Below are 15,854 nucleotides of genomic sequence, written 5' to 3'. Positions count from 1 at the left end.
AAATGAGAACCATCGCCGCCAACCGTCACTGCGCCGGACGCAGGGCGCCCGCGTCCGAAGCGCCCTGAGGCTTGATCGCCACGCCCGACGAGGGGCCGCCGGTGTCGGTCAGCAGGTTGATCTTGGCGAAGCCGGCGTTCGACAGGGCGGCCGTCACCTGGGCCACGGTGGCGTAGTTCGCCTTGCCGTCGGCGCGCACGAAGATCGGCTTGTCGTAGCCGTCGCCGGCGATCGACGAGATGCGCGGGGCCAGTTCGCCGAACGGGACCTCGCCCTCGCCGATGAACACCGCGCCGTCGGCCTTGATCGACACCGTGATCGGCTCCTGCTGGTTCTGCAGGGCGGCGGCTTCGGTCTTGGGCAGCTCCAGCGGCACGCCGGCGGTCAGCAGCGGGGCGCTGATCATGAAGATGATCAGCAGCACCAGCATCACGTCGACCAGCGGGGTGACGTTGATCTCGGACAGGGCGCCCTTGCCCCGGCGTCGGCCCCGACGGCGGCCGCGACGGCCGCCGGTGGCGAAGGCGTCGTTGGCGGACATGGCCATGGGGCTAGACCCGCTCGCTCAGGCGACGCTGGATGGCCGTCGACAGGTCGTCGGCGAAGTTCTCCAGCCGGCCGGCGAACTTGCCCGCGTCGGTCGAGAACTTGTTGTAGGCGATATAGGCCGGGATGGCGGCGATCAGGCCCACGGCGGTGGCGAACAGGGCCTCGGCGATCGACGGGGCCACCACGGCCAGCGAGGTGTTCTTCGAGATCGCGATGTTCTGGAAGGCGTGCATGATGCCCCAGACCGTGCCGAACAGGCCGATGAACGGGCTGGCGGTGGCGACGATGGCCAGGCTGCCCAGACCTTCCTCGGCCTTGCCGGTCTCGCGGGCGATCAGGGTGTCCAGCATGCGGTCGATGCGCTGGATCAGGAAGGCGGCCTGGGCCTCGCCGATCGCGCCCTTGGCCTTGGCGTCGCGCCATTCCTTCAGGGCGGCCTGCAGCATGCGCGGCAGCGGCTGTTTCGGATTGGGGCCGGCCTGGGCGGCGACCTCCTCCAGCCCCTGGCCCGAGCCGACCTGGTCCTCGAATCGGTTGGCGGCGCTGTTCAGCGACGAGAAGCGGAACAGCTTGTCGATGATCACCGCCCACGAGCCCAGCGAGGCCAGGATCAGACCGACCATCACGCCCTTCACGACCCAATCGGCCTGCATGAACAGCGAGATGAAGGAAAAGCTCTGCGGGCCTGCGGCGGCGTCCATGCGGGGTCCTGCTCCGTTGGGGCGTCAGTATCGTGGAAGGCGGCGGGGCCTTCCGGGGTTCCGTTGCGCCCTTACTGACATGAAGCGGGGCAATGGTGAAACTATGACAATCGGCGGGGGTGCGGGTTTTTGTTCTCCGCCCTCAACACCCGCGCGGGTCAGCCGACTTCCAGCCACGGCGCCATCTGGGCCAGCATCTCGGCCGTCGGCTTGCGGGGGCGGCCGTCCAGGGTGATGCAGACCGCCTCGCCGGCCGCCTGGCAGATCAGCTCGTCGCCGCGGGTGATCCGCTGGCTGACGAACAGGCGCGGGCCCTTCACCCGGTCGTAGGTGGTGCGCACCAGCAGGGCGTCGTCGATCCGGGCGGCGCGCTTGAAGTCCAGCTCCATGCGCACGATCGCGAAGGCCGTGTCGGCCTTGTGCAGGGCCGTATGCGAGATGCCGATCATCCGGAAGAAGTCGCTCCGCCCCCGCTCGAAATAGCGCAGGTAGTTGGCGTGGTAGACGATGCCGGAGAAGTCGGTGTCCTCGTAATAGATGCGCACGGGCAGCTGGTGCTCGCGGCCTTCGAAGACGCCGGGTGTGGGCTGAAGGCCCTCAGAAGATCGAGGCGACGACATCCAGCCTCCTGTGCAGGAACGAAAGCAGGAAGGCGGCTTCGTCGCGGGCGAGCCAGCGACCGAAACCGACCAGGACGACGGCGAACGCGATCATCCCGAACGGGAACAACCCCACCCCGATGCCTTCGACGCCGCCGGAGGCGCTCAGGACCGACAGCATCATTCCGCCGCCGATCAGGATCAGCATGCCGCACCAGGCCAGCATGAAGAGCTTCGTGAAGGTCCCCATGCCCGTCCGCCCCTCGACGATGGTGGTCGCCCCTTCCCGCCGGAACTTGGCGTCCAACACGGTCTGGAAGCCGTTCCTGTACCAGATGCGCTTGCGCAGGCTGGCGCCGCCGGCGTGGGCGTGACCGATCACCGACTTGCCGCCGAAGATCATGAGATAGTCGTCGATGGCGGGACGCAGGCGCGCCGCGCATTCCTCGGGCGTCAGCGTCGTCTCGAACCGCCAACGCTCATCTCGCCAGATCATCACTCTTCCCCGAACAACCCGCCCTGCACGATCTTCGGGGCCGTCGTCGGTTCCGGCAAGCCCAGGTGCAGATAGGCCTTGCCGCAGGCCATCCGGCCGCGCGGCGTACGCTGGATGAAGCCCTGCTGCATCAGGTAGGGCTCGATCACGTCCTCGACGGCGTCGCGGGCCTCGGCGATGGCGTAGGCGATGGTCTCGACGCCCACCGGGCCGCCGCCGTAGTTGTCGATCATGGCGCGCAGGTAGCGGCGGTCCAGGCTGTCGAGGCCGCTCTCGTCGACCTCGAGCCGGGCCAGGGCCATCCCCGCCGCCTTGCGGTCGATCACGGTCGCCCCGTCGGCGGCGGCGAAGTCGCGGACGCGGCGCAACAGCCGGCCGGCGACGCGCGGCGTGCCCCGGGCGCGCTTGGCGATCTCGTCGGCCCCGTCGTCCGACAGCGGCGCGCCCATCTTGCGGGCGGCGTGCAGCAGCACGTGGCGCAGCTCGGCCGGGGTGTAGAACTCCAGGCGGATCGGAATGCCGAAGCGGTCGCGCAGCGGCGTGGCCAGCATGCCCGCCCGCGTCGTGGCCGCCACCAGGGTGAAGGGCGCGAGATCGATACGGATCGACCGCGCCGACGGCCCCTCGCCGATCACCAGGTCCAGCACGTGGTCCTCCATCGCCGGATAGAGGATTTCCTCCACGGTCGAGGGCAGGCGGTGGATCTCGTCGATGAACAGGACGTCGTTGGCTTCCAGATTGGTCAGGATCGCCGCCAGGTCGCCGGCCTTGTTCAGCACCGGGCCCGAGGTGGCGCGGAAGTTCACGCCCAGCTCGCGGGCGACGATCTGGGCCAGGGTGGTCTTGCCCAGGCCGGGCGGGCCGAACAGCAGCACGTGGTCCAGGGCCTCGCCCCGGCCCTTGGCCGCCTCGATGAAGATGCGCAGGTTGCCCTTGGCCTGCTCCTGGCCGACGAACTCGGCCAGGGTCTGGGGCCGCAGGGCGCGGTCCGAGGCGGTGGGGATCTGCTCGCCGTGCTGGGCTTCGCCGGAGATGATGCGGGTCATCGACCCAGCTCCTGGAGGCCCGCCTTGATCAGCTGCTGCACGGTGGCCTCTTCGCCCAGCTTGTCGGCGGCGGCCTCGATCACGCGGCGGGCGTTCACCTCGGCCACGCCCAGGCCCATCAGCGCCGCCACCGCGTCACCGGTCGGAGCGGCCTTGGCGGGCGTGGCCGGAGCCGCCGTCGTCGGAGCGCCCATGAACACCGGGCCGTCGATGATCGGCTTGTCCTTCAGCTCGGTGACGATCCGCAGGGCCAGCTTGGGGCCCACGCCGTTGGCGCGGCCGACGGCGGCCTTGTCCTCGCGCGCCACGGCGCTGGCCAGCTCGGCCGGCGACAGCACGTCCAGCACCGCCATGGCGGCCTTGGGGCCCACGCCCTGGATGGCCTGGAGCAGCACGAAGGCCCGGCGCTCGTCGCGGGCCAGGAAGCCGTAAAGACGCAGGCCGGCGCTCTCGCTCCACTGGCTCTCGATATGCAGCAGGGCCTCCTCGCCCAGGGCCGGCAGCCGCTGCAGGGTGCGCGCGCCGCAGCGCACGACATAGCCCACGCCCATGACGTCGATCAGCGCTTCTTCCTCGCCGACCTCGGCCACCGCGCCGCGTAGACGCCCGATCATGCAACTCTCCGATTGGCGACGCGCAGGTTGGCGTGGGTGACGGCGACGGCCAGGGCGTCGGCGCAGTCGGCCGTGGTCTTGCCGGCCGTGGGCAGCAGGCGGGCGATCATGAAGCCGATCTGGGCCTTGTCGGCCGCCCCGGTGCCGACTACCGCCTTCTTGACCAGGCGGGTCGAATATTCGGCCACCACCAGGCCGGCGCGGGCCGGGGCGATCAGGCAGGCGGCGCGGGCGTGGCCCAGCTTCAGGGTCGACTGGGCGTTGGTGTTGAGGAACACCTCCTCGACCGCCGCCTCGTCCGGCCTGTGCTCGTCGATCACCGCCGAGATGCCCTCGAACAGGGCCAGCAGGCGGTCGGCGAAGTCGGCCTTGTCGTCGGGCGCGATGACCCCGTGGGCGACGTGGCTCATGCGCGAGCCCTCGACGCTGAGCACGCCCCAGCCGGTGCGGCGCAGGCCGGGGTCCAGCCCCAGGATTCGGATAGGCGTGCGATTCGCGTTCATCATGTGTTCTCGCACCATCGCCGGTTTCGCGCCCCAGGAAAAGGCGCTGTTTGCCTAACGAAACCTTAAGCTTGGTCCCGCCTAGGCCGGGTTCAGGGCCGGGGCGCAGAACAGGCGCGCCAGCAGCAGGGCCTCGACGGCCGCCACGTCGACGCCGACGCAGACCTCGGCGTTCGGCGCGCCCTCGACCCGCTCGATGCGCCCCAGGTGCTCACCGTCGGTCATCACCCGCAGGCGCGCGGGCTCGAAGGTGAACAGCGACGGCGCCACCAGGCTGGCGGCGACCACCGCGTCGTGCGGATGGCAGCCGGCCTCCAGCCCCCAGACCCGGCCGTGGAAGGCCATGTAGGGTCCCAGGGCCTTGTTCAGCCGCGCCGACAGCGGCGAGCCGCAGGCGGTCGAGCCCGCGGCCATGGCCTGGGCGGTCAGGGTGACGCGCGAGGTGACGTCCAGCGGCACCAGGCGCGGCATGACCCCGCGCTCCAGCACCCGGGCCAGGGCCTCGGCGTCGCTCCAGCTGTTGAAGTCGGCGCCGCCGGTCGCCTTGCCCTCGACGGCGAAGGCCCCGGCCATGACCGTGGGCCGCCAGTCGCGGAAGGCGCCGGGGTCCTCCAGCAGGCCCTGGGCCAGGTTGGTCAGCGGTCCCAGGAACAGTCCGGCCACCTTGGCGCGGGCGCGGAAAGCCAGGAGGCTGCCGCCCTGCCCCCGGTCCAGCTCGGGCAGCTTCCAGCGCTGGGAGAAGCCGGCGCCGTTCAGGCCGTCAACGCCGTGGGCCGGGCGCATCCGCTCGACCCGGCGCTTGGCCACCCCGGAGCCGGCGCCGATGTAGACCTCGGCCGGACAGCCGGCCAGGCGCAGCACCCCCCGGGCGTTGGCGGCGGCCTGGTCGACATAGGTGTTGCCGAACACCGCCGAGACCGAGACGACCTCCACCGCGTCGCGCGAGCGCGCCAGCATGGCCAGGGCCAGGGCGTCGTCCACGCCGCAGTCGGTATCGATGTGCACGCGCAGCGACATGGGTCCAGCATAGCGCGGCGCCCCGGGCGCCGGGAAGCCGCTCTGCCCCTCCGACGGCGGGATTTCACCCGGCCTGCAGGCCGCGCGGTCCCAGGATCAGCAGGGCCGGCGGCAGGCAGCAGGCCAGGGCCACGGCGAACAGCCAGGCCGCCGTCCGGAAGGCCCGGAAGCCGCCCACGGCCAGCCGGTGGTGCAGCCAGCGGGTCTGGACGCTGAGGTACCAGGCCACCGCCGCCACCGCGATCGCCCCGCCCGCCAGCCGGGTCGTCGCCGTCGGCGAGCCCAGCAGGATGACCGCCACCGACAGCGACAGGGCGAACGGCGCGGCGCACAGGCACTGCAGCTCGAACGGCTCGCGCAGGGTGGCGTGGTCGACCGGGCGTCCCTGGCGATGCAGCGTCCCCGCCGCCATCACCAACGGGAACAGGCTGAAGGCCAGGGCGCGGAACAGCAGCGGCCCCAGGCCCGGCGCCGCGGCGGCCTCGCCCAGCTCGCCGCGCAGCGACAGGTCCAGGGCGTGGGCCAGGCCGATCGAGATCAGCAGGAACAGCGGCGGGCTGACCAGGTCCGGCGGGGCGTTGACGGCCTCGTCCCGCCCCGTCCCGTTCCGCGCGGCCAGGGGCGGGACCAGGGCCTCGGTCGGCCACAGCAGCACGCGCCACAGGGTGCGCGGATAGAACAGCAGCCCGGTCATCACCTCGTAGAGGATTTCCCCCAGCGTTCGAAAGCGAAGGCGTTCCATGTCGTTCCCCAGCCTGACGGCCCCGGAACCAAACACTCCAGCTTGCGGAATCCGCTCAGACGGCGATGAGCTCATGTGAAAAATCAGGGAAATCCCCGAGTCTCGGCGCCGGCCAAGAACGCAAAAGCCGCGCCTGGCCATTCGGCTGGGCGCGGCTTTCGATGTTTGAGAGACCCCTCATCCGTCGGCTGCGCCGACACCTTCTCCCGCAAGGGGAGAAGGAGAAGGTTCCTAGGCGAGCTTGGCGGCGTCCTCGTCGCTGATCTCTTCGTTGGAGTAGACGTCCTGGACGTCGTCGTCCTCGTTCAGCGCGTCCAGCAGCTTCATCAGGGTGGCCACGGCGTCGCCGGTGACCGGGACCTGGCTCTTCGGGCGCCAGGCGATCTTGGTGTTGGACGCTGGGCCGAACTTGGCTTCCAGGGCGGCGGCCACGTCGTTCAGGTCCTCGAAGGCGGTGTAGACCGTGTGGCCCTCGCCCTCCTCGTCCATGTCCGAGACGACGTCGTCGGCGCCGGCCTCGATGGCGGCTTCCATCATGTCGTCTTCCGACGCGGCCTTGGCGGGATAGCTGATCTGGCCGACGCGGTCGTAGTTGAAGGTCACCGAGCCGGTGGCCCCCATATTGCCGCCCATCTTGGTGAAGTAGGAGCGGACGTTGGCGGCGGCGCGGTTCTTGTTGTCGGTCAGCACCTCGACGATGATCCCGACGCCGCCGGCGGCGACGCCCTCGTAGCGGATCTCGGTGTAGTCGGCCGCGTCGCCCATCTGCGACTTCTTGATCGCGCGGTCGATGACGTCCTTGGGCAGGCTTTCGGCCTTGGCGTTGTTCACGGCCAGGCGCAGGCGCGGGTTCATGTTCGGGTCTGGCAGGCCCGCCTTGGCCGCCACGGTGATCTCACGCGACAGYTTGGAGAACAGCTTGGAGCGCGCGGCGTCGGCGCGGCCCTTGCGGTGCATGATGTTCTTGAATTTCGAGTGGCCGGCCATTCGCGGGGCTCTTCTCTGATCTGCGAAGGAAAGGTAGGGCGCGCTTCTAGCGCTTGGCGCCCCATATTGTCATCCTCCAAGCTTAGAAGCCCATGCTGGAGGCGCCGATGACCCCGTCCGATTTCCTGTCCGAACAGTTCGACCCGGCGCGCCTCGGGCAGTTCGAGGCGCAGGACCAGGACGCGATCCACGAGCTCGACAGGCCTCCGGCCGTGGCGACGGGCGCCGCGGCGGCCGGAGCCCTGTCCACCGGCGCGGCGGCGCTGGGCGGCATGGCGGTCGGCGCGCTGGCCGTGGGGGCGATCGCCATCGGCGCCCTGGCCATAGGCCGCCTGTCCGTCGGCAAGGCCCGATTCCGCCGACTGGAGATCGACGAGCTGATCGTCCACCGCGTCTCGGAACGGCGGCCGCGCTGAAGCGGCCGCCGCCAAGGGCCTAGGCGACCTTCAGCACGACGTCGATATTGCCGCGCGTCGCCTTCGAATACGGGCAGACCTCGTGGGCGGTGTGCAGCAGCTTCTCGGCCGTCTCGCGATCCAGCTCCGGGGCGTTCAGGGTCAGGCGCACGCCGACGTGGAAGCTGGTCTCGTCCTTGATCAGGTCGACCTCGCTGTCCAGGCTGTGCTCGCCCAGCTTGATGCCCTGGTTGCGGGCCACCAGGCCCAGGGCGCCCAGGAAGCACGCGCCGTAGCCGGCCGCGAACAGCTGCTCGGGATTGGTCCCTTCGCCGTTGCCGCCCATCGACTTGGGGTAGCCCAGCTTGACGTCCAGATGGCCGTCGTCGGTCTTGGCGGTGCCCTGGCGGCCGCCGACGGCGTGGGCATGGGCGGTGTAGATGGCGTCGGTCATGGGGAAGCTCCTTCGGGGGTTTGGCTGGCGCCGACTGTTGGCCCAACCCGTGACAGGCGCAAGCACGCGAAGCTTGGAGATTCCGGCTGTCGCGTCGGCTTGGCATTCCCCGCGGGCTCTGACATGAAGCCGGTCGACGAAGACGCGGGCGAAGGACCTCGACACATGCGGACCGGCCTGACACGCGGCGGACGGGAAATCCACCTCGACGGCGAGGTCTACACCCACACCCTGGCCAGCCTGCACCTGGCCCTGAAGCCGGCCAACTATTTCGAGATCGGCACGCTGCACGGCCAGACCCTGCGGCTGGCGGCCTGCCCGGCGGTGGCGGTCGATCCGGCGTTCCAGCTGGCCGACGACCTGTCCGGCGGTCGCCCCAGCTGGCGGTTGTTCGAGACCACCAGCGACGCCTTCTTCGCCGAGCAGGACCTGAAAGCCCTGCTGGGCGGTCCCGTCGGCCTGGCGTTCCTGGACGGCATGCACCAGTTCGACTTCCTGCTGCGCGATTTCATCAACACCGAGCGGGCCTGCGCCGCGGGCTCGGTGGTGCTGATGCACGACGGCCTGCCGCGCGACGCGGCCATGACCGGCGCCGCCGACGCCACGGCCGACAGCCGCTTCCCCGGCTACTGGACCGGCGACGTGTGGAAGCTGATCCCGATCCTGCGCCAATGGCGGCCGGACCTGACGGTGACGGGCCTCGACGCCCAGCCCACCGGCCTGGTCGCCGTGACGGGCCTGGACCCGGACAGCCGCGTCCTCTCCGACCACTACGAGGCCATCGTCGCCGAATGGGCCTCAGTGTCGCTGGCCGCCTACGGCCTGGACCGCCTGTTCGCCGAGGCCCGGGTCGAACCGGCCCGCGACTGGCGCCGCCGCTTCGGTCCCGAGGAAGCCCCGAACGAACCGATCGGCTGGAAGCGCCGCCTGCGCCGACTGCTGCCGGTCTAGACCCCGTCGATGGGCGACCTGCCCTGGTCAGGTCGTGCGAGGCGCGCAAGCACATACGGCGCGACCTGATCCCAGGAGGCATCGCTCTCCCCTGCCCCGCCGACCTCGACATCATCGACCGAAGACGCCGCGACGGCCTCGTCGAGTGTGGCTCCCACCCCGATCGACAGCTCCCGGTGGCGGTATCGGACGTAGACCCACCCGCCGTCGGACAGCGCGCCTTCCCACTGGGACGGCGATCGCTCGGAGGTCTGAACCAGATCGATGATGGTCGGCGTGGTCATGGCGCCCCTAGACCGCCGGAACCGTCTCCTTCAGCCGCCCGCCCACGCGGATCGGCTCGACGCGGACCGCCAGGCCCGTGCGGTCGTCGGTCTCGACGAACACGCCGCAGACCGTGGCCGGGCCCGAGGCCGGCTGGTAGCGGCCGCCGCTGATCTTGGTGGTGAACCGCCGCAGGGGCTCGTCCTTCTGGTTGCCGATCACGCTGTCGTAGTCGGCGCAGGCGCCCGCGTCGGTCTGGTAGGCCGTGCCGCCGGGCAGGATCTGGGCGTCGGCGGTCGGCACGTGGGTGTGCGTCCCCACGACCAATGAGGCGCGGCCGTCGCAATAGTGGCCCATCGCCATCTTCTCGGACGTGGCCTCGCAGTGCATGTCGACCACCACCGCGTCGGCCACCTGGCCCAGCGGGGCCTTGTCCAGCTCGCGGTCGGCGGCGGCGAACGGGTCGTCCATGGCGTCCATGTGCACCCGGCCCAGCAGGTTGATGACCATGATGGTCTTGCCGCTGTCGGTCTGGAACAGATGGCTGCCGCGGCCCGGGGCGTCCGACAGGATCGGATAGTTGGCCGGACGGATCAGACGCGGCTCGCGCACGATGTAGGTCAGGGCCTCGCGCTGGTCCCAGCTGTGGTTGCCCAGCGTCAGGCAGTCGGCCCCGGCCTCGAACAGCTCGCGGGCGGTGTTCTCGGTGATGCCGAAGCCGGCCGCCGCGTTCTCGGCGTTGATGATCACGAACTCGAGCCCGAGTTGGCGGCGCAGGGCGGGAAGGTGGTCGGCCAGGCCGTCGCGGCCCGACTTGCCGACCACGTCGCCGAAGAAAGCAAAACGCATGAAATTCAGTCCTCTCGGACGGCGATATACTCGCTTTCCGTCAGGATGGCGTCCAATCGTTGGTCGTGGGGCTCATCGGGCAGGCCGTGTGTCTCCTGGCCCACATAGGCCAGGCCCAGGACGAAGACGTCCTTGCGGGCCCGCAGGGCCTCCAGCGCCCGGTCATAATAGCCGCCGCCCTGGCCCAGGCGTCGCCCCTCGCGGTCGAAGCCCAGCAGGGGCGCGACCACCAGGTCGGGCTGGACGACGGGATGATCGGGCGTGGGCGCGACCAGGCCGACGGCGTCGTGCGCCAGCGGATCGCCCGGCGCCCAGAGGCGGAACACCATGTGGCCGCCGTGACCTTCCGGATCGGCGCCCTCGACGCTGGGCAGGGCCAGGGTCCACCCCGTCTCGGACAGCCAATCGGCCAGCAGGCGGGCCGGAAGCTCCGAGCCCAGGCCGTGATAGACGGCCGCGATCTTGCCCTTCGGATCGGGGAAGCGCCGCGTCAGCGGCTCGCGCGCCACGTCGACCACCTTCCAGTCGGCCTCGGGATGCTCCAGAGCCAGTTCCTTGCGGCGATTGCGGACGAACAGACGCAGGGCGGTCTTGGCGACGGCGGGATCTTTGATGGCCATGGCTATCCTCTGCCACCTCGGGCGGCGGGCCGCCAGGGGCGCAGGCGCGGCAGCCAGCGCGGCACGTGGCGACGGAAGGTCTCGTAGTCCTGGCCGTAGTCGCCCAGCAGCCGGGGCTCCTCATAGAACACCACGAACAGGTGCATCGTCAGCCACGCCGCCGCGCCATAGGCCAGCAGCACGGCCTGGCCCAGCAACAGCGCCTGTCCCAGGATCAGGCTCACCACGGCCACGTACATCGGGTTGCGCACGAAGCGGTAGGCGCCGCCCACCACCAGGGTGCGGGTCGGGGCGACCGGCGCGGGGGTTCCGCGGCCCTCCAGGGCGAAGCGGGCGAAGGCCTCCAGCAGCACCAGCGCGGCGGCGAGGATCAGCGCCCCGCCCAACCAGCGGCCGGCCTCCAGGCCCAGCAGCGGCGGCGCGACCCGCCAGCCGGTCAGCCACCAGGGAACCAGCCCCGCCACCACGCCGGGGGCGACGACCAGGAAGACGGCGGAGCCGACCAGGGCCCCTGTCCTGTTCATGCTCTTGTCCATGCGCACCTCACGCGTCGAGGCGTTGGGATCGCGGGAGAATGGGGGAAGGTGGCGGCGCCGTGAAGAACCGTGAAGACGTTTCAATCCACTCGAACCTGTAAGTTACAGGTGGGCCCCGTGTTCCCGCAGCCACGGCCACGGGAGGGAACAGGTCCCGATAGAGAGATTAAGGTCCCTGGGAATAGAAATCTTCGACGAGGGCCACAGCAGACCCGCCGAGAGGGAATATAGGGCGTTCGAGGCTCCGGCGATAGGGCCGCATTGACGCAAGTGGCAGGCGCCCGACGTTTCAGGACAAGACTTTAGAGCAGTGCACCGTCTGGAACCGCAGGCGCTGGCCGCAGATGTCGATCTCGTCGGCGTTTCTCAGGCGCACGCTGTCTCCGCGCGGCACGGATGCTCCGTTCACGCTTACGCCGTTGGTCGAGCAGTAGTCCTCCAGGAAGACCCGGCTTCCCTCCGAAACCAGCCCACAGTGGAACCGCGACACGTCATCCATGTCGAGCACCACATCGTTGCTCCCGTCCCTGCCGATCGTGACGCGGGAGTTGATGGGGATGAACAGCACCAGCCCCTTCTTGCCCTGATCCCAGCCATCGACGACCTTGACGACCGCCACGGCGAAGCGTCGAGAGGCCGCCTTGGATTTCTCGGGATCGAGCAGCAGCTTGGTGACGTCCAGCGAGATCTCGCTCTGCCGCCGCTTGGCCTCCCGCATCGCTGTCCGCGACGCCACGATCAAGGCCGCGAAGGCGCTGGCCATCGACGCGATGACCGTCGCAACGGCCGTTGCGGACCAATCCGTGGTGAACAAGGGCGCCCCCGATGACAGTGCATCTCCGCGCACAACCAAACCGCGCGGAAACCGCGGCGTCTACCCCTTCACCAACTCCGCCATCACCGCCGTCCAGCCCGCATGCGCTTCGGCTCCCGCCCGGTCGAACGCCGCCCGCAGGTGCCGCGTCTGGGCTTCGGTGAGTTCGGCTTCCAGCTTCCGGCCGGACTCCGTCAGGCGCAGGTTCTTGACCCGGCGGTCCTGGGCGCCGGCCTCGGTTCCGACCAGCCCCATCTCGATCAGCTGGCGCAGAGGCGCATTCAAGGCCTGCTTGCTGACCGCCAGCAGGTCCAGCAGGCCGCGCACCGACACGTCAGGCCGGCGGCCGATAAAATAGAGGATGCGGTGGTGCACACGCCCCAACCCTCGCCTCTCGAGAATCCGGTCAGGACGGTCCGTGAAACCGCGATAGGCGAAATAGAATTGCTCTATCGCCTCATGCAGGTCGTCAGATAGGGCAGGATCATCCAGGTCAACCATGTTGACACTTTAGGATGCGTCGGCTCATGGTGTCGATAGGTCAAGGTCTTTGACGCTGTTTGGAACGTTGAGGGAGGTCGGCGATGGCGCGGCTGTCGGTGCGGAGTTCGGACATCAGACCCTCGCCGGTGCGCGACATGCTCAACGTGTCGCAGCGCCCGGGGATGATCTCGTTCGCCGGCGGCCTGCCCTCGCCCGAGACCTTCGCCGGCCTGGACCTGCCCCCGCCGCCACGTGACCTGCTGCAATACGGCCCCACCGAGGGCGAGCCGGCCCTGCGCGAGCGCATCGCCCAGGACCTGGCCGCCCTGGGCCTGAACAGCGAACCCGACCGTGTGATGGTGCTGTCCGGCTCGCAGCAGGGCATCGACCTGGCCGCCAAGCTGGTGGTCGACGCCGGCACGACCCTGGCCGTGGAGTCGCCGGCCTATCTGGCGGCCCTGCAGGTGTTCCGCTTCTACGGCGCGCGGTTCGAGATCATCGACCGGTCCCACCCCGGCGCCGGATCGGGCGAAGCGCCGCCTTCGATGGCGTACGTCATCCCCACCTTCCAGAACCCGTCGGGCCACTGCTGGACCGCCGACGAGCGCGCGGCCATGGCGGCCGCCTGCCAGGCGGGCGACGTGATCCTGTTCGAGGACGATCCCTATCGCGACCTGGTCTACGAACCCTGCGACCGCCGCCCGGTCTGCGCCGGCATGACGGGCGGGTCGTGGATCTACCAGGGCTCGTTCTCCAAGACCGTCGCCCCGGGCCTGCGCCTGGGCTACCTGACCGCCTCGCCCGACCTCTTCCCCCTGCTGGTCCAGCTGAAGCAGGCGGCCGACCTGCACACCAACCGGCTCAGCCAGTGGATGGTGCTGCAATATCTGAACGACCCGGGCCGGGCCGAGCGGATGGACCAGGTCGCCGCGCTCTATCGCAGGAAGCGCGACGCCTTCGCCGACGCCCTGACCCGCCACCTGGGCAACAAGGCCTCGTGGTCGCTGCCGCCCGGCGGCCTGTTCTTCTGGCTGACCCTGGCCGAAGGGACTGACGTCGAGGACCTGTTGAAACGCTCCGTCGAGCGCGGCGTGCTGTTCACCCCCGGCAGCCACTTCCTGGCCGAGGGCGGCGCCTCGCCGACCATCCGGCTGAACTTCAGCCTGGCCGCCCCTGAAGCGGCCGAGAGGGGGCTGGCGATCATCGCTGAACTGTTGGACGACTAGGCCGCTACGGCCGTCGGGGGGACGGGGATGGAGGGAAGCATGCGCCTGGTCCTGTTCGCCGCCCTGGCCTGGGTGCTGGCCGCCGCGGCGCCGACCGCCGCCCAGGGCGCCCTCGCCTGGCCGAAGGGCAAGCGCGCGGCCATCGTCCTGACCTATGACGACGCCATGCCCTCGCAGTTGTCCGTCGCGATCCCGCAGCTGGACGCCGCCGGACTGAAGGGGACCTTCTTCCTGGACACCGACAGCCTGACCCCGGCCGAGATGTTGCGATGGCGGCGGGCGGCGAAGAGCGGCCACGAGCTGGGCAACCACTCGGTGAACCATCCCTGCCCGCGCGCCATGCTGCCCCGCGCCGAGCACTATGTGACCGAGACCTACGACACGCGGTCGATGCTGGCCGAGATCGGGGTGATGAACGCCGTGCTGTTCGGCATCGACGGCCAGACCGCGCGGACCTACGCCTATCCGTGCAGCCAGAGCCTGGTCGGCGGCGAGGACTATCGCGACGGCCTGCGGACCTCCGGCCTGATCCGCTATGCGCGCACCGGCGGCGACGCCTACCGCTCGGTGATCACCGACGCTGCTTCGCTGGACCCCTTGAACGTGCCCAGCTGGGGCCCCGTCGATCATCCCGACGGCGCGCAACTGATCGCCTATGTGGAGCGCGTGCGAGCCGCCGGCGGGCTGGGCGTGCTGCAGTTCCACGGCGTGGGCGGCGACTATCTCGAGGTTTCGGCGCAGGCGCACCAGCAACTGCTGGAGCACCTGAAGCGGAGCCCCGACATCTGGGTCGCGCCGTTCCAGCAGGTCATGGACCACGTGACCAAGGTCGGCGCCGCCAGGCCTTAGCGGTCCAGCCGCGCCGGCCCCAGCCTGGCGCTAGTCGGGCCGCACCGCGATCACGGTCTGGGCCTGGCCGCCGGCCCAGACCTGGCCCTCGCAGACCTTGGCGTGGCCCTTCGGCACGCTGCCAGTGGCGGGGACGAGGCGCACGGGCTTCTCCGGATGGCCGTCGCCGTACTGGAAGGTCGCCACGCTGCCCTCGAAAGGCCGGTTCAGGGCGACCAGCCTGCCGACGCCGGCCTCGTCGGCCGCGATCGCCTCGCTCAGCTCGTCGAGGGAAAACTCACGCGGATAGGTGAACGTCTTCTGTCCCACCGGCGCCTCCACAGCTCGAGATTGCGCCGGAGGCAACCACAATTATGCCGACGAAGATAGGCGCATTCCCGCCAGGGCGGGCGGACAACGTCAGCCCTGGACCAGGGCCTCGATCTTCTCGGACGCCGCGTCCAGCGCCTTGATGGCCCGGACCTCGACGCGGGTCTGCTCGGTCTGCAGGCGGGCCAGCTCGGACTGGGCGTGGGCCAGGCGCAGCTTCAGGTCCGACAGCTCGTCGGCCAGCAGCAGGGCGCCCATCAGGAACAGCCGCGTCTCGCCCAGCTGGCCGACGTCCTGGCTGACCTGGCGGACCTGGCGGTCGAACAGGCGGGCGATCTCCAGCAGGTGGGCTTCCTGCCCGTCCTCGCAGCCGACGGTGTAGGGCCGGCCGTTCACCTGGATGGTCAGTTGGGCCATGGCTCAGGCCTCCCTTTCCGAGCGGTCCTCGGGGAAGAGGTCGGCGCCGTCGTCGCCCTCGTCGCCGAAGTCCTCGTCGTCGTCATGGACGCCTTCGGTGATCAGGCTCTCGTCGCCCAGGGCGGCGCGGATCTCGGCGATGGCGCGGCCCAGGGCCTCGGACGCCTGCTCGCCGGCCTCCTCCAGCGCCTTCTCGCGGGCGCGGGCGGCCTCCAGGTCCAGCGCCAGGCGCGCGGCCTTGGACTCGGCTTCGGCGTCGCCGTCGAACAGCCCCGGCTCGCCCGAAACGGGCGCGGCCGGACGCGCCGCGCGCTCGGCGGCGATCTTCTGTTCCAGCTGGCTGACGGCGCGCTCCAAGCGGCGCGCGGCCAGTTCGAGGGCGTTACCTTCGCCCGGGGTCATCGGCATCGTCCCAAAATCATGCGTCGCAACA

24 protein-coding genes are annotated in these 15,854 nt (G+C 70.1%); 4 read left to right on the top strand and 20 right to left on the bottom strand.

Annotated features, from left to right (window positions below; all coding sequences use genetic code 11):
• Positions 1 to 25: 25 nt before the first annotated feature.
• The 10 genes from AC1U89_RS04665 to AC1U89_RS04620 form a co-directional block, all read right to left on the bottom strand.
• Positions 26 to 547, bottom strand: a complete 522-nt coding sequence (locus AC1U89_RS04665; RefSeq protein ID WP_479898569.1) for an ExbD/TolR family protein — start codon at positions 545 to 547, stop codon at positions 26 to 28.
• Positions 548 to 551: 4 nt separating this feature from the next.
• Entirely contained in the window at positions 552 to 1,250 is a 699-nt protein-coding gene (gene tolQ, locus AC1U89_RS04660; RefSeq protein WP_479898568.1) for a protein TolQ, read from the bottom strand.
• Between the two features lie 158 nt (positions 1,251 to 1,408).
• Entirely contained in the window at positions 1,409 to 1,870 is a 462-nt protein-coding gene (locus AC1U89_RS04655; protein ID WP_479898567.1) for a YbgC/FadM family acyl-CoA thioesterase, read from the bottom strand.
• Positions 1,848 to 2,345 carry a hypothetical protein gene (locus AC1U89_RS04650; RefSeq protein ID WP_479898566.1) on the bottom strand — a complete coding sequence of 166 codons (498 nt, stop codon included), beginning with the start codon at positions 2,343 to 2,345 and terminating at the stop codon, positions 1,848 to 1,850. The genes AC1U89_RS04655 and AC1U89_RS04650 overlap by 23 nt, the downstream gene beginning before the upstream one ends.
• Positions 2,345 to 3,391 (bottom strand): Holliday junction branch migration DNA helicase RuvB, encoded by a 1,047-nt coding sequence (gene ruvB, locus AC1U89_RS04645; protein WP_479898565.1) that lies wholly within the window; start codon positions 3,389 to 3,391, stop codon positions 2,345 to 2,347. The genes AC1U89_RS04650 and ruvB overlap by 1 nt, the downstream gene beginning before the upstream one ends.
• A complete protein-coding gene (gene ruvA / locus AC1U89_RS04640) occupies positions 3,388 to 4,005 on the bottom strand; it encodes a Holliday junction branch migration protein RuvA (protein WP_479898564.1) in 618 nt (205 codons plus the stop codon). Before ruvA ends, ruvB begins: the two co-directional genes overlap by 4 nt.
• On the bottom strand, positions 4,002 to 4,523 hold the full coding sequence (gene ruvC / locus AC1U89_RS04635) for a crossover junction endodeoxyribonuclease RuvC (RefSeq protein ID WP_479898654.1): 522 nt from the start codon (positions 4,521 to 4,523) through the stop codon (positions 4,002 to 4,004). Before ruvC ends, ruvA begins: the two co-directional genes overlap by 4 nt.
• A gap of 66 nt (positions 4,524 to 4,589) precedes the next feature.
• The gene (locus tag AC1U89_RS04630) at positions 4,590 to 5,525 is read right to left on the bottom strand and encodes a nucleoside hydrolase (protein ID WP_479898563.1); all 936 of its coding nucleotides are present in this window, start codon (positions 5,523 to 5,525) and stop codon (positions 4,590 to 4,592) included.
• A gap of 64 nt (positions 5,526 to 5,589) precedes the next feature.
• Entirely contained in the window at positions 5,590 to 6,267 is a 678-nt protein-coding gene (locus AC1U89_RS04625; RefSeq protein WP_479898561.1) for a hypothetical protein, read from the bottom strand.
• 231 nt (positions 6,268 to 6,498) lie between these two features.
• Positions 6,499 to 7,254: a YebC/PmpR family DNA-binding transcriptional regulator gene (locus AC1U89_RS04620; RefSeq protein WP_479898560.1), complete on the bottom strand. Its 756-nt coding sequence runs from the start codon at positions 7,252 to 7,254 to the stop codon at positions 6,499 to 6,501.
• Positions 7,255 to 7,361: 107 nt separating this feature from the next.
• Between AC1U89_RS04620 and AC1U89_RS04615 the strand changes: the two genes are divergently transcribed.
• A complete protein-coding gene (locus AC1U89_RS04615) occupies positions 7,362 to 7,670 on the top strand; it encodes a hypothetical protein (protein ID WP_479898558.1) in 309 nt (102 codons plus the stop codon).
• Between the two features lie 19 nt (positions 7,671 to 7,689).
• On the opposite strand, the gene AC1U89_RS04610 is transcribed toward AC1U89_RS04615, so the two are convergent.
• Positions 7,690 to 8,103, bottom strand: coding sequence for an organic hydroperoxide resistance protein (locus AC1U89_RS04610; protein WP_029907201.1), 414 nt, complete (start codon positions 8,101 to 8,103; stop codon positions 7,690 to 7,692).
• A gap of 165 nt (positions 8,104 to 8,268) precedes the next feature.
• Here AC1U89_RS04610 and AC1U89_RS04605 point away from each other — a divergent pair, with 165 nt between their 5' ends.
• Complete coding sequence (locus AC1U89_RS04605) at positions 8,269 to 9,054, top strand: class I SAM-dependent methyltransferase (RefSeq protein ID WP_479898557.1); 786 nt, start codon at positions 8,269 to 8,271, stop codon at positions 9,052 to 9,054.
• Here the strand turns inward: AC1U89_RS04605 and AC1U89_RS04600 are convergent.
• The 6 genes from AC1U89_RS04600 to AC1U89_RS04575 form a co-directional block, all read right to left on the bottom strand.
• Entirely contained in the window at positions 9,051 to 9,338 is a 288-nt protein-coding gene (locus AC1U89_RS04600; protein ID WP_479898556.1) for a hypothetical protein, read from the bottom strand. The two genes, AC1U89_RS04605 and AC1U89_RS04600, sit on opposite strands and share 4 nt — an antisense overlap.
• Positions 9,339 to 9,345: 7 nt before the next feature.
• A complete protein-coding gene (locus tag AC1U89_RS04595) occupies positions 9,346 to 10,167 on the bottom strand; it encodes a TIGR00282 family metallophosphoesterase (protein WP_479898555.1) in 822 nt (273 codons plus the stop codon).
• Positions 10,168 to 10,172: 5 nt separating this feature from the next.
• Positions 10,173 to 10,787 carry a 5-formyltetrahydrofolate cyclo-ligase gene (locus AC1U89_RS04590; protein ID WP_479898554.1) on the bottom strand — a complete coding sequence of 205 codons (615 nt, stop codon included), beginning with the start codon at positions 10,785 to 10,787 and terminating at the stop codon, positions 10,173 to 10,175.
• 2 nt (positions 10,788 to 10,789) lie between these two features.
• Positions 10,790 to 11,323 (bottom strand): methyltransferase family protein, encoded by a 534-nt coding sequence (locus tag AC1U89_RS04585; protein ID WP_479898553.1) that lies wholly within the window; start codon positions 11,321 to 11,323, stop codon positions 10,790 to 10,792.
• A 289-nt stretch (positions 11,324 to 11,612) separates the two neighbouring features.
• Positions 11,613 to 12,137 carry an FHA domain-containing protein gene (locus AC1U89_RS04580; protein ID WP_479898552.1) on the bottom strand — a complete coding sequence of 175 codons (525 nt, stop codon included), beginning with the start codon at positions 12,135 to 12,137 and terminating at the stop codon, positions 11,613 to 11,615.
• Between the two features lie 60 nt (positions 12,138 to 12,197).
• A complete protein-coding gene (locus AC1U89_RS04575) occupies positions 12,198 to 12,638 on the bottom strand; it encodes a MarR family winged helix-turn-helix transcriptional regulator (RefSeq protein WP_479898550.1) in 441 nt (146 codons plus the stop codon).
• A gap of 83 nt (positions 12,639 to 12,721) precedes the next feature.
• Here AC1U89_RS04575 and AC1U89_RS04570 point away from each other — a divergent pair, with 83 nt between their 5' ends.
• Positions 12,722 to 13,846 carry an aminotransferase-like domain-containing protein gene (locus AC1U89_RS04570; RefSeq protein ID WP_479898549.1) on the top strand — a complete coding sequence of 375 codons (1,125 nt, stop codon included), beginning with the start codon at positions 12,722 to 12,724 and terminating at the stop codon, positions 13,844 to 13,846.
• Positions 13,847 to 13,885: 39 nt separating this feature from the next.
• Positions 13,886 to 14,695 carry a polysaccharide deacetylase family protein gene (locus AC1U89_RS04565; RefSeq protein ID WP_479898548.1) on the top strand — a complete coding sequence of 270 codons (810 nt, stop codon included), beginning with the start codon at positions 13,886 to 13,888 and terminating at the stop codon, positions 14,693 to 14,695.
• Between the two features lie 30 nt (positions 14,696 to 14,725).
• Here AC1U89_RS04565 and AC1U89_RS04560 read toward each other — a convergent pair whose 3' ends face one another.
• The 3 genes from AC1U89_RS04560 to AC1U89_RS04550 all read right to left on the bottom strand — a co-directional run bounded on the left by AC1U89_RS04560 (position 14,726) and on the right by AC1U89_RS04550 (position 15,823).
• A complete protein-coding gene (locus AC1U89_RS04560; RefSeq protein ID WP_479898547.1) occupies positions 14,726 to 15,004 on the bottom strand; it encodes a hypothetical protein in 279 nt (92 codons plus the stop codon).
• A gap of 90 nt (positions 15,005 to 15,094) precedes the next feature.
• Entirely contained in the window at positions 15,095 to 15,421 is a 327-nt protein-coding gene (locus AC1U89_RS04555; RefSeq protein WP_029907193.1) for a cell division protein ZapA, read from the bottom strand.
• A gap of 3 nt (positions 15,422 to 15,424) precedes the next feature.
• Positions 15,425 to 15,823 carry a hypothetical protein gene (locus AC1U89_RS04550; protein WP_479898546.1) on the bottom strand — a complete coding sequence of 133 codons (399 nt, stop codon included), beginning with the start codon at positions 15,821 to 15,823 and terminating at the stop codon, positions 15,425 to 15,427.
• Between the last annotated feature and the right edge of the window lie 31 nt (positions 15,824 to 15,854).

Source organism: Caulobacter sp. 05T431, from assembly GCF_056665975.1.
Note: the sequence above shows the minus strand (reverse complement) of the source record. Positions and strands in the feature narration are given on the sequence as shown.

Excerpts from the sequence above, each read along its gene's own strand:
- AC1U89_RS04650 (WP_479898566.1), bottom strand. The coding sequence starts at position 2,345 with ATGATCTGGCGAGATGAGCGTTGGCGGTTCGAGACGACGCTGACGCCC.
- AC1U89_RS04615 (WP_479898558.1), top strand. The coding sequence starts at position 7,362 with ATGACCCCGTCCGATTTCCTGTCCGAACAGTTCGACCCGGCGCGCCTC.
- AC1U89_RS04610 (WP_029907201.1), bottom strand. The coding sequence starts at position 8,103 with ATGACCGACGCCATCTACACCGCCCATGCCCACGCCGTCGGCGGCCGC.
- AC1U89_RS04555 (WP_029907193.1), bottom strand. The coding sequence starts at position 15,421 with ATGGCCCAACTGACCATCCAGGTGAACGGCCGGCCCTACACCGTCGGC.
- AC1U89_RS04590 (WP_479898554.1), bottom strand. The coding sequence starts at position 10,787 with ATGGCCATCAAAGATCCCGCCGTCGCCAAGACCGCCCTGCGTCTGTTC.
- AC1U89_RS04575 (WP_479898550.1), bottom strand. The coding sequence starts at position 12,638 with ATGGTTGACCTGGATGATCCTGCCCTATCTGACGACCTGCATGAGGCG.
- AC1U89_RS04600 (WP_479898556.1), bottom strand. The coding sequence starts at position 9,338 with ATGACCACGCCGACCATCATCGATCTGGTTCAGACCTCCGAGCGATCG.
- AC1U89_RS04625 (WP_479898561.1), bottom strand. The coding sequence starts at position 6,267 with ATGGAACGCCTTCGCTTTCGAACGCTGGGGGAAATCCTCTACGAGGTG.
- ruvA (WP_479898564.1), bottom strand. The coding sequence starts at position 4,005 with ATGATCGGGCGTCTACGCGGCGCGGTGGCCGAGGTCGGCGAGGAAGAA.
- AC1U89_RS04550 (WP_479898546.1), bottom strand. The coding sequence starts at position 15,823 with ATGACCCCGGGCGAAGGTAACGCCCTCGAACTGGCCGCGCGCCGCTTG.
- AC1U89_RS04665 (WP_479898569.1), bottom strand. The coding sequence starts at position 547 with ATGGCCATGTCCGCCAACGACGCCTTCGCCACCGGCGGCCGTCGCGGC.
- ruvB (WP_479898565.1), bottom strand. The coding sequence starts at position 3,391 with ATGACCCGCATCATCTCCGGCGAAGCCCAGCACGGCGAGCAGATCCCC.
- tolQ (WP_479898568.1), bottom strand. The coding sequence starts at position 1,250 with ATGGACGCCGCCGCAGGCCCGCAGAGCTTTTCCTTCATCTCGCTGTTC.
- AC1U89_RS04570 (WP_479898549.1), top strand. The coding sequence starts at position 12,722 with ATGGCGCGGCTGTCGGTGCGGAGTTCGGACATCAGACCCTCGCCGGTG.
- AC1U89_RS04595 (WP_479898555.1), bottom strand. The coding sequence starts at position 10,167 with ATGCGTTTTGCTTTCTTCGGCGACGTGGTCGGCAAGTCGGGCCGCGAC.
- AC1U89_RS04565 (WP_479898548.1), top strand. The coding sequence starts at position 13,886 with ATGCGCCTGGTCCTGTTCGCCGCCCTGGCCTGGGTGCTGGCCGCCGCG.
- AC1U89_RS04605 (WP_479898557.1), top strand. The coding sequence starts at position 8,269 with ATGCGGACCGGCCTGACACGCGGCGGACGGGAAATCCACCTCGACGGC.
- AC1U89_RS04655 (WP_479898567.1), bottom strand. The coding sequence starts at position 1,870 with ATGTCGTCGCCTCGATCTTCTGAGGGCCTTCAGCCCACACCCGGCGTC.
- AC1U89_RS04630 (WP_479898563.1), bottom strand. The coding sequence starts at position 5,525 with ATGTCGCTGCGCGTGCACATCGATACCGACTGCGGCGTGGACGACGCC.
- AC1U89_RS04585 (WP_479898553.1), bottom strand. The coding sequence starts at position 11,323 with ATGGACAAGAGCATGAACAGGACAGGGGCCCTGGTCGGCTCCGCCGTC.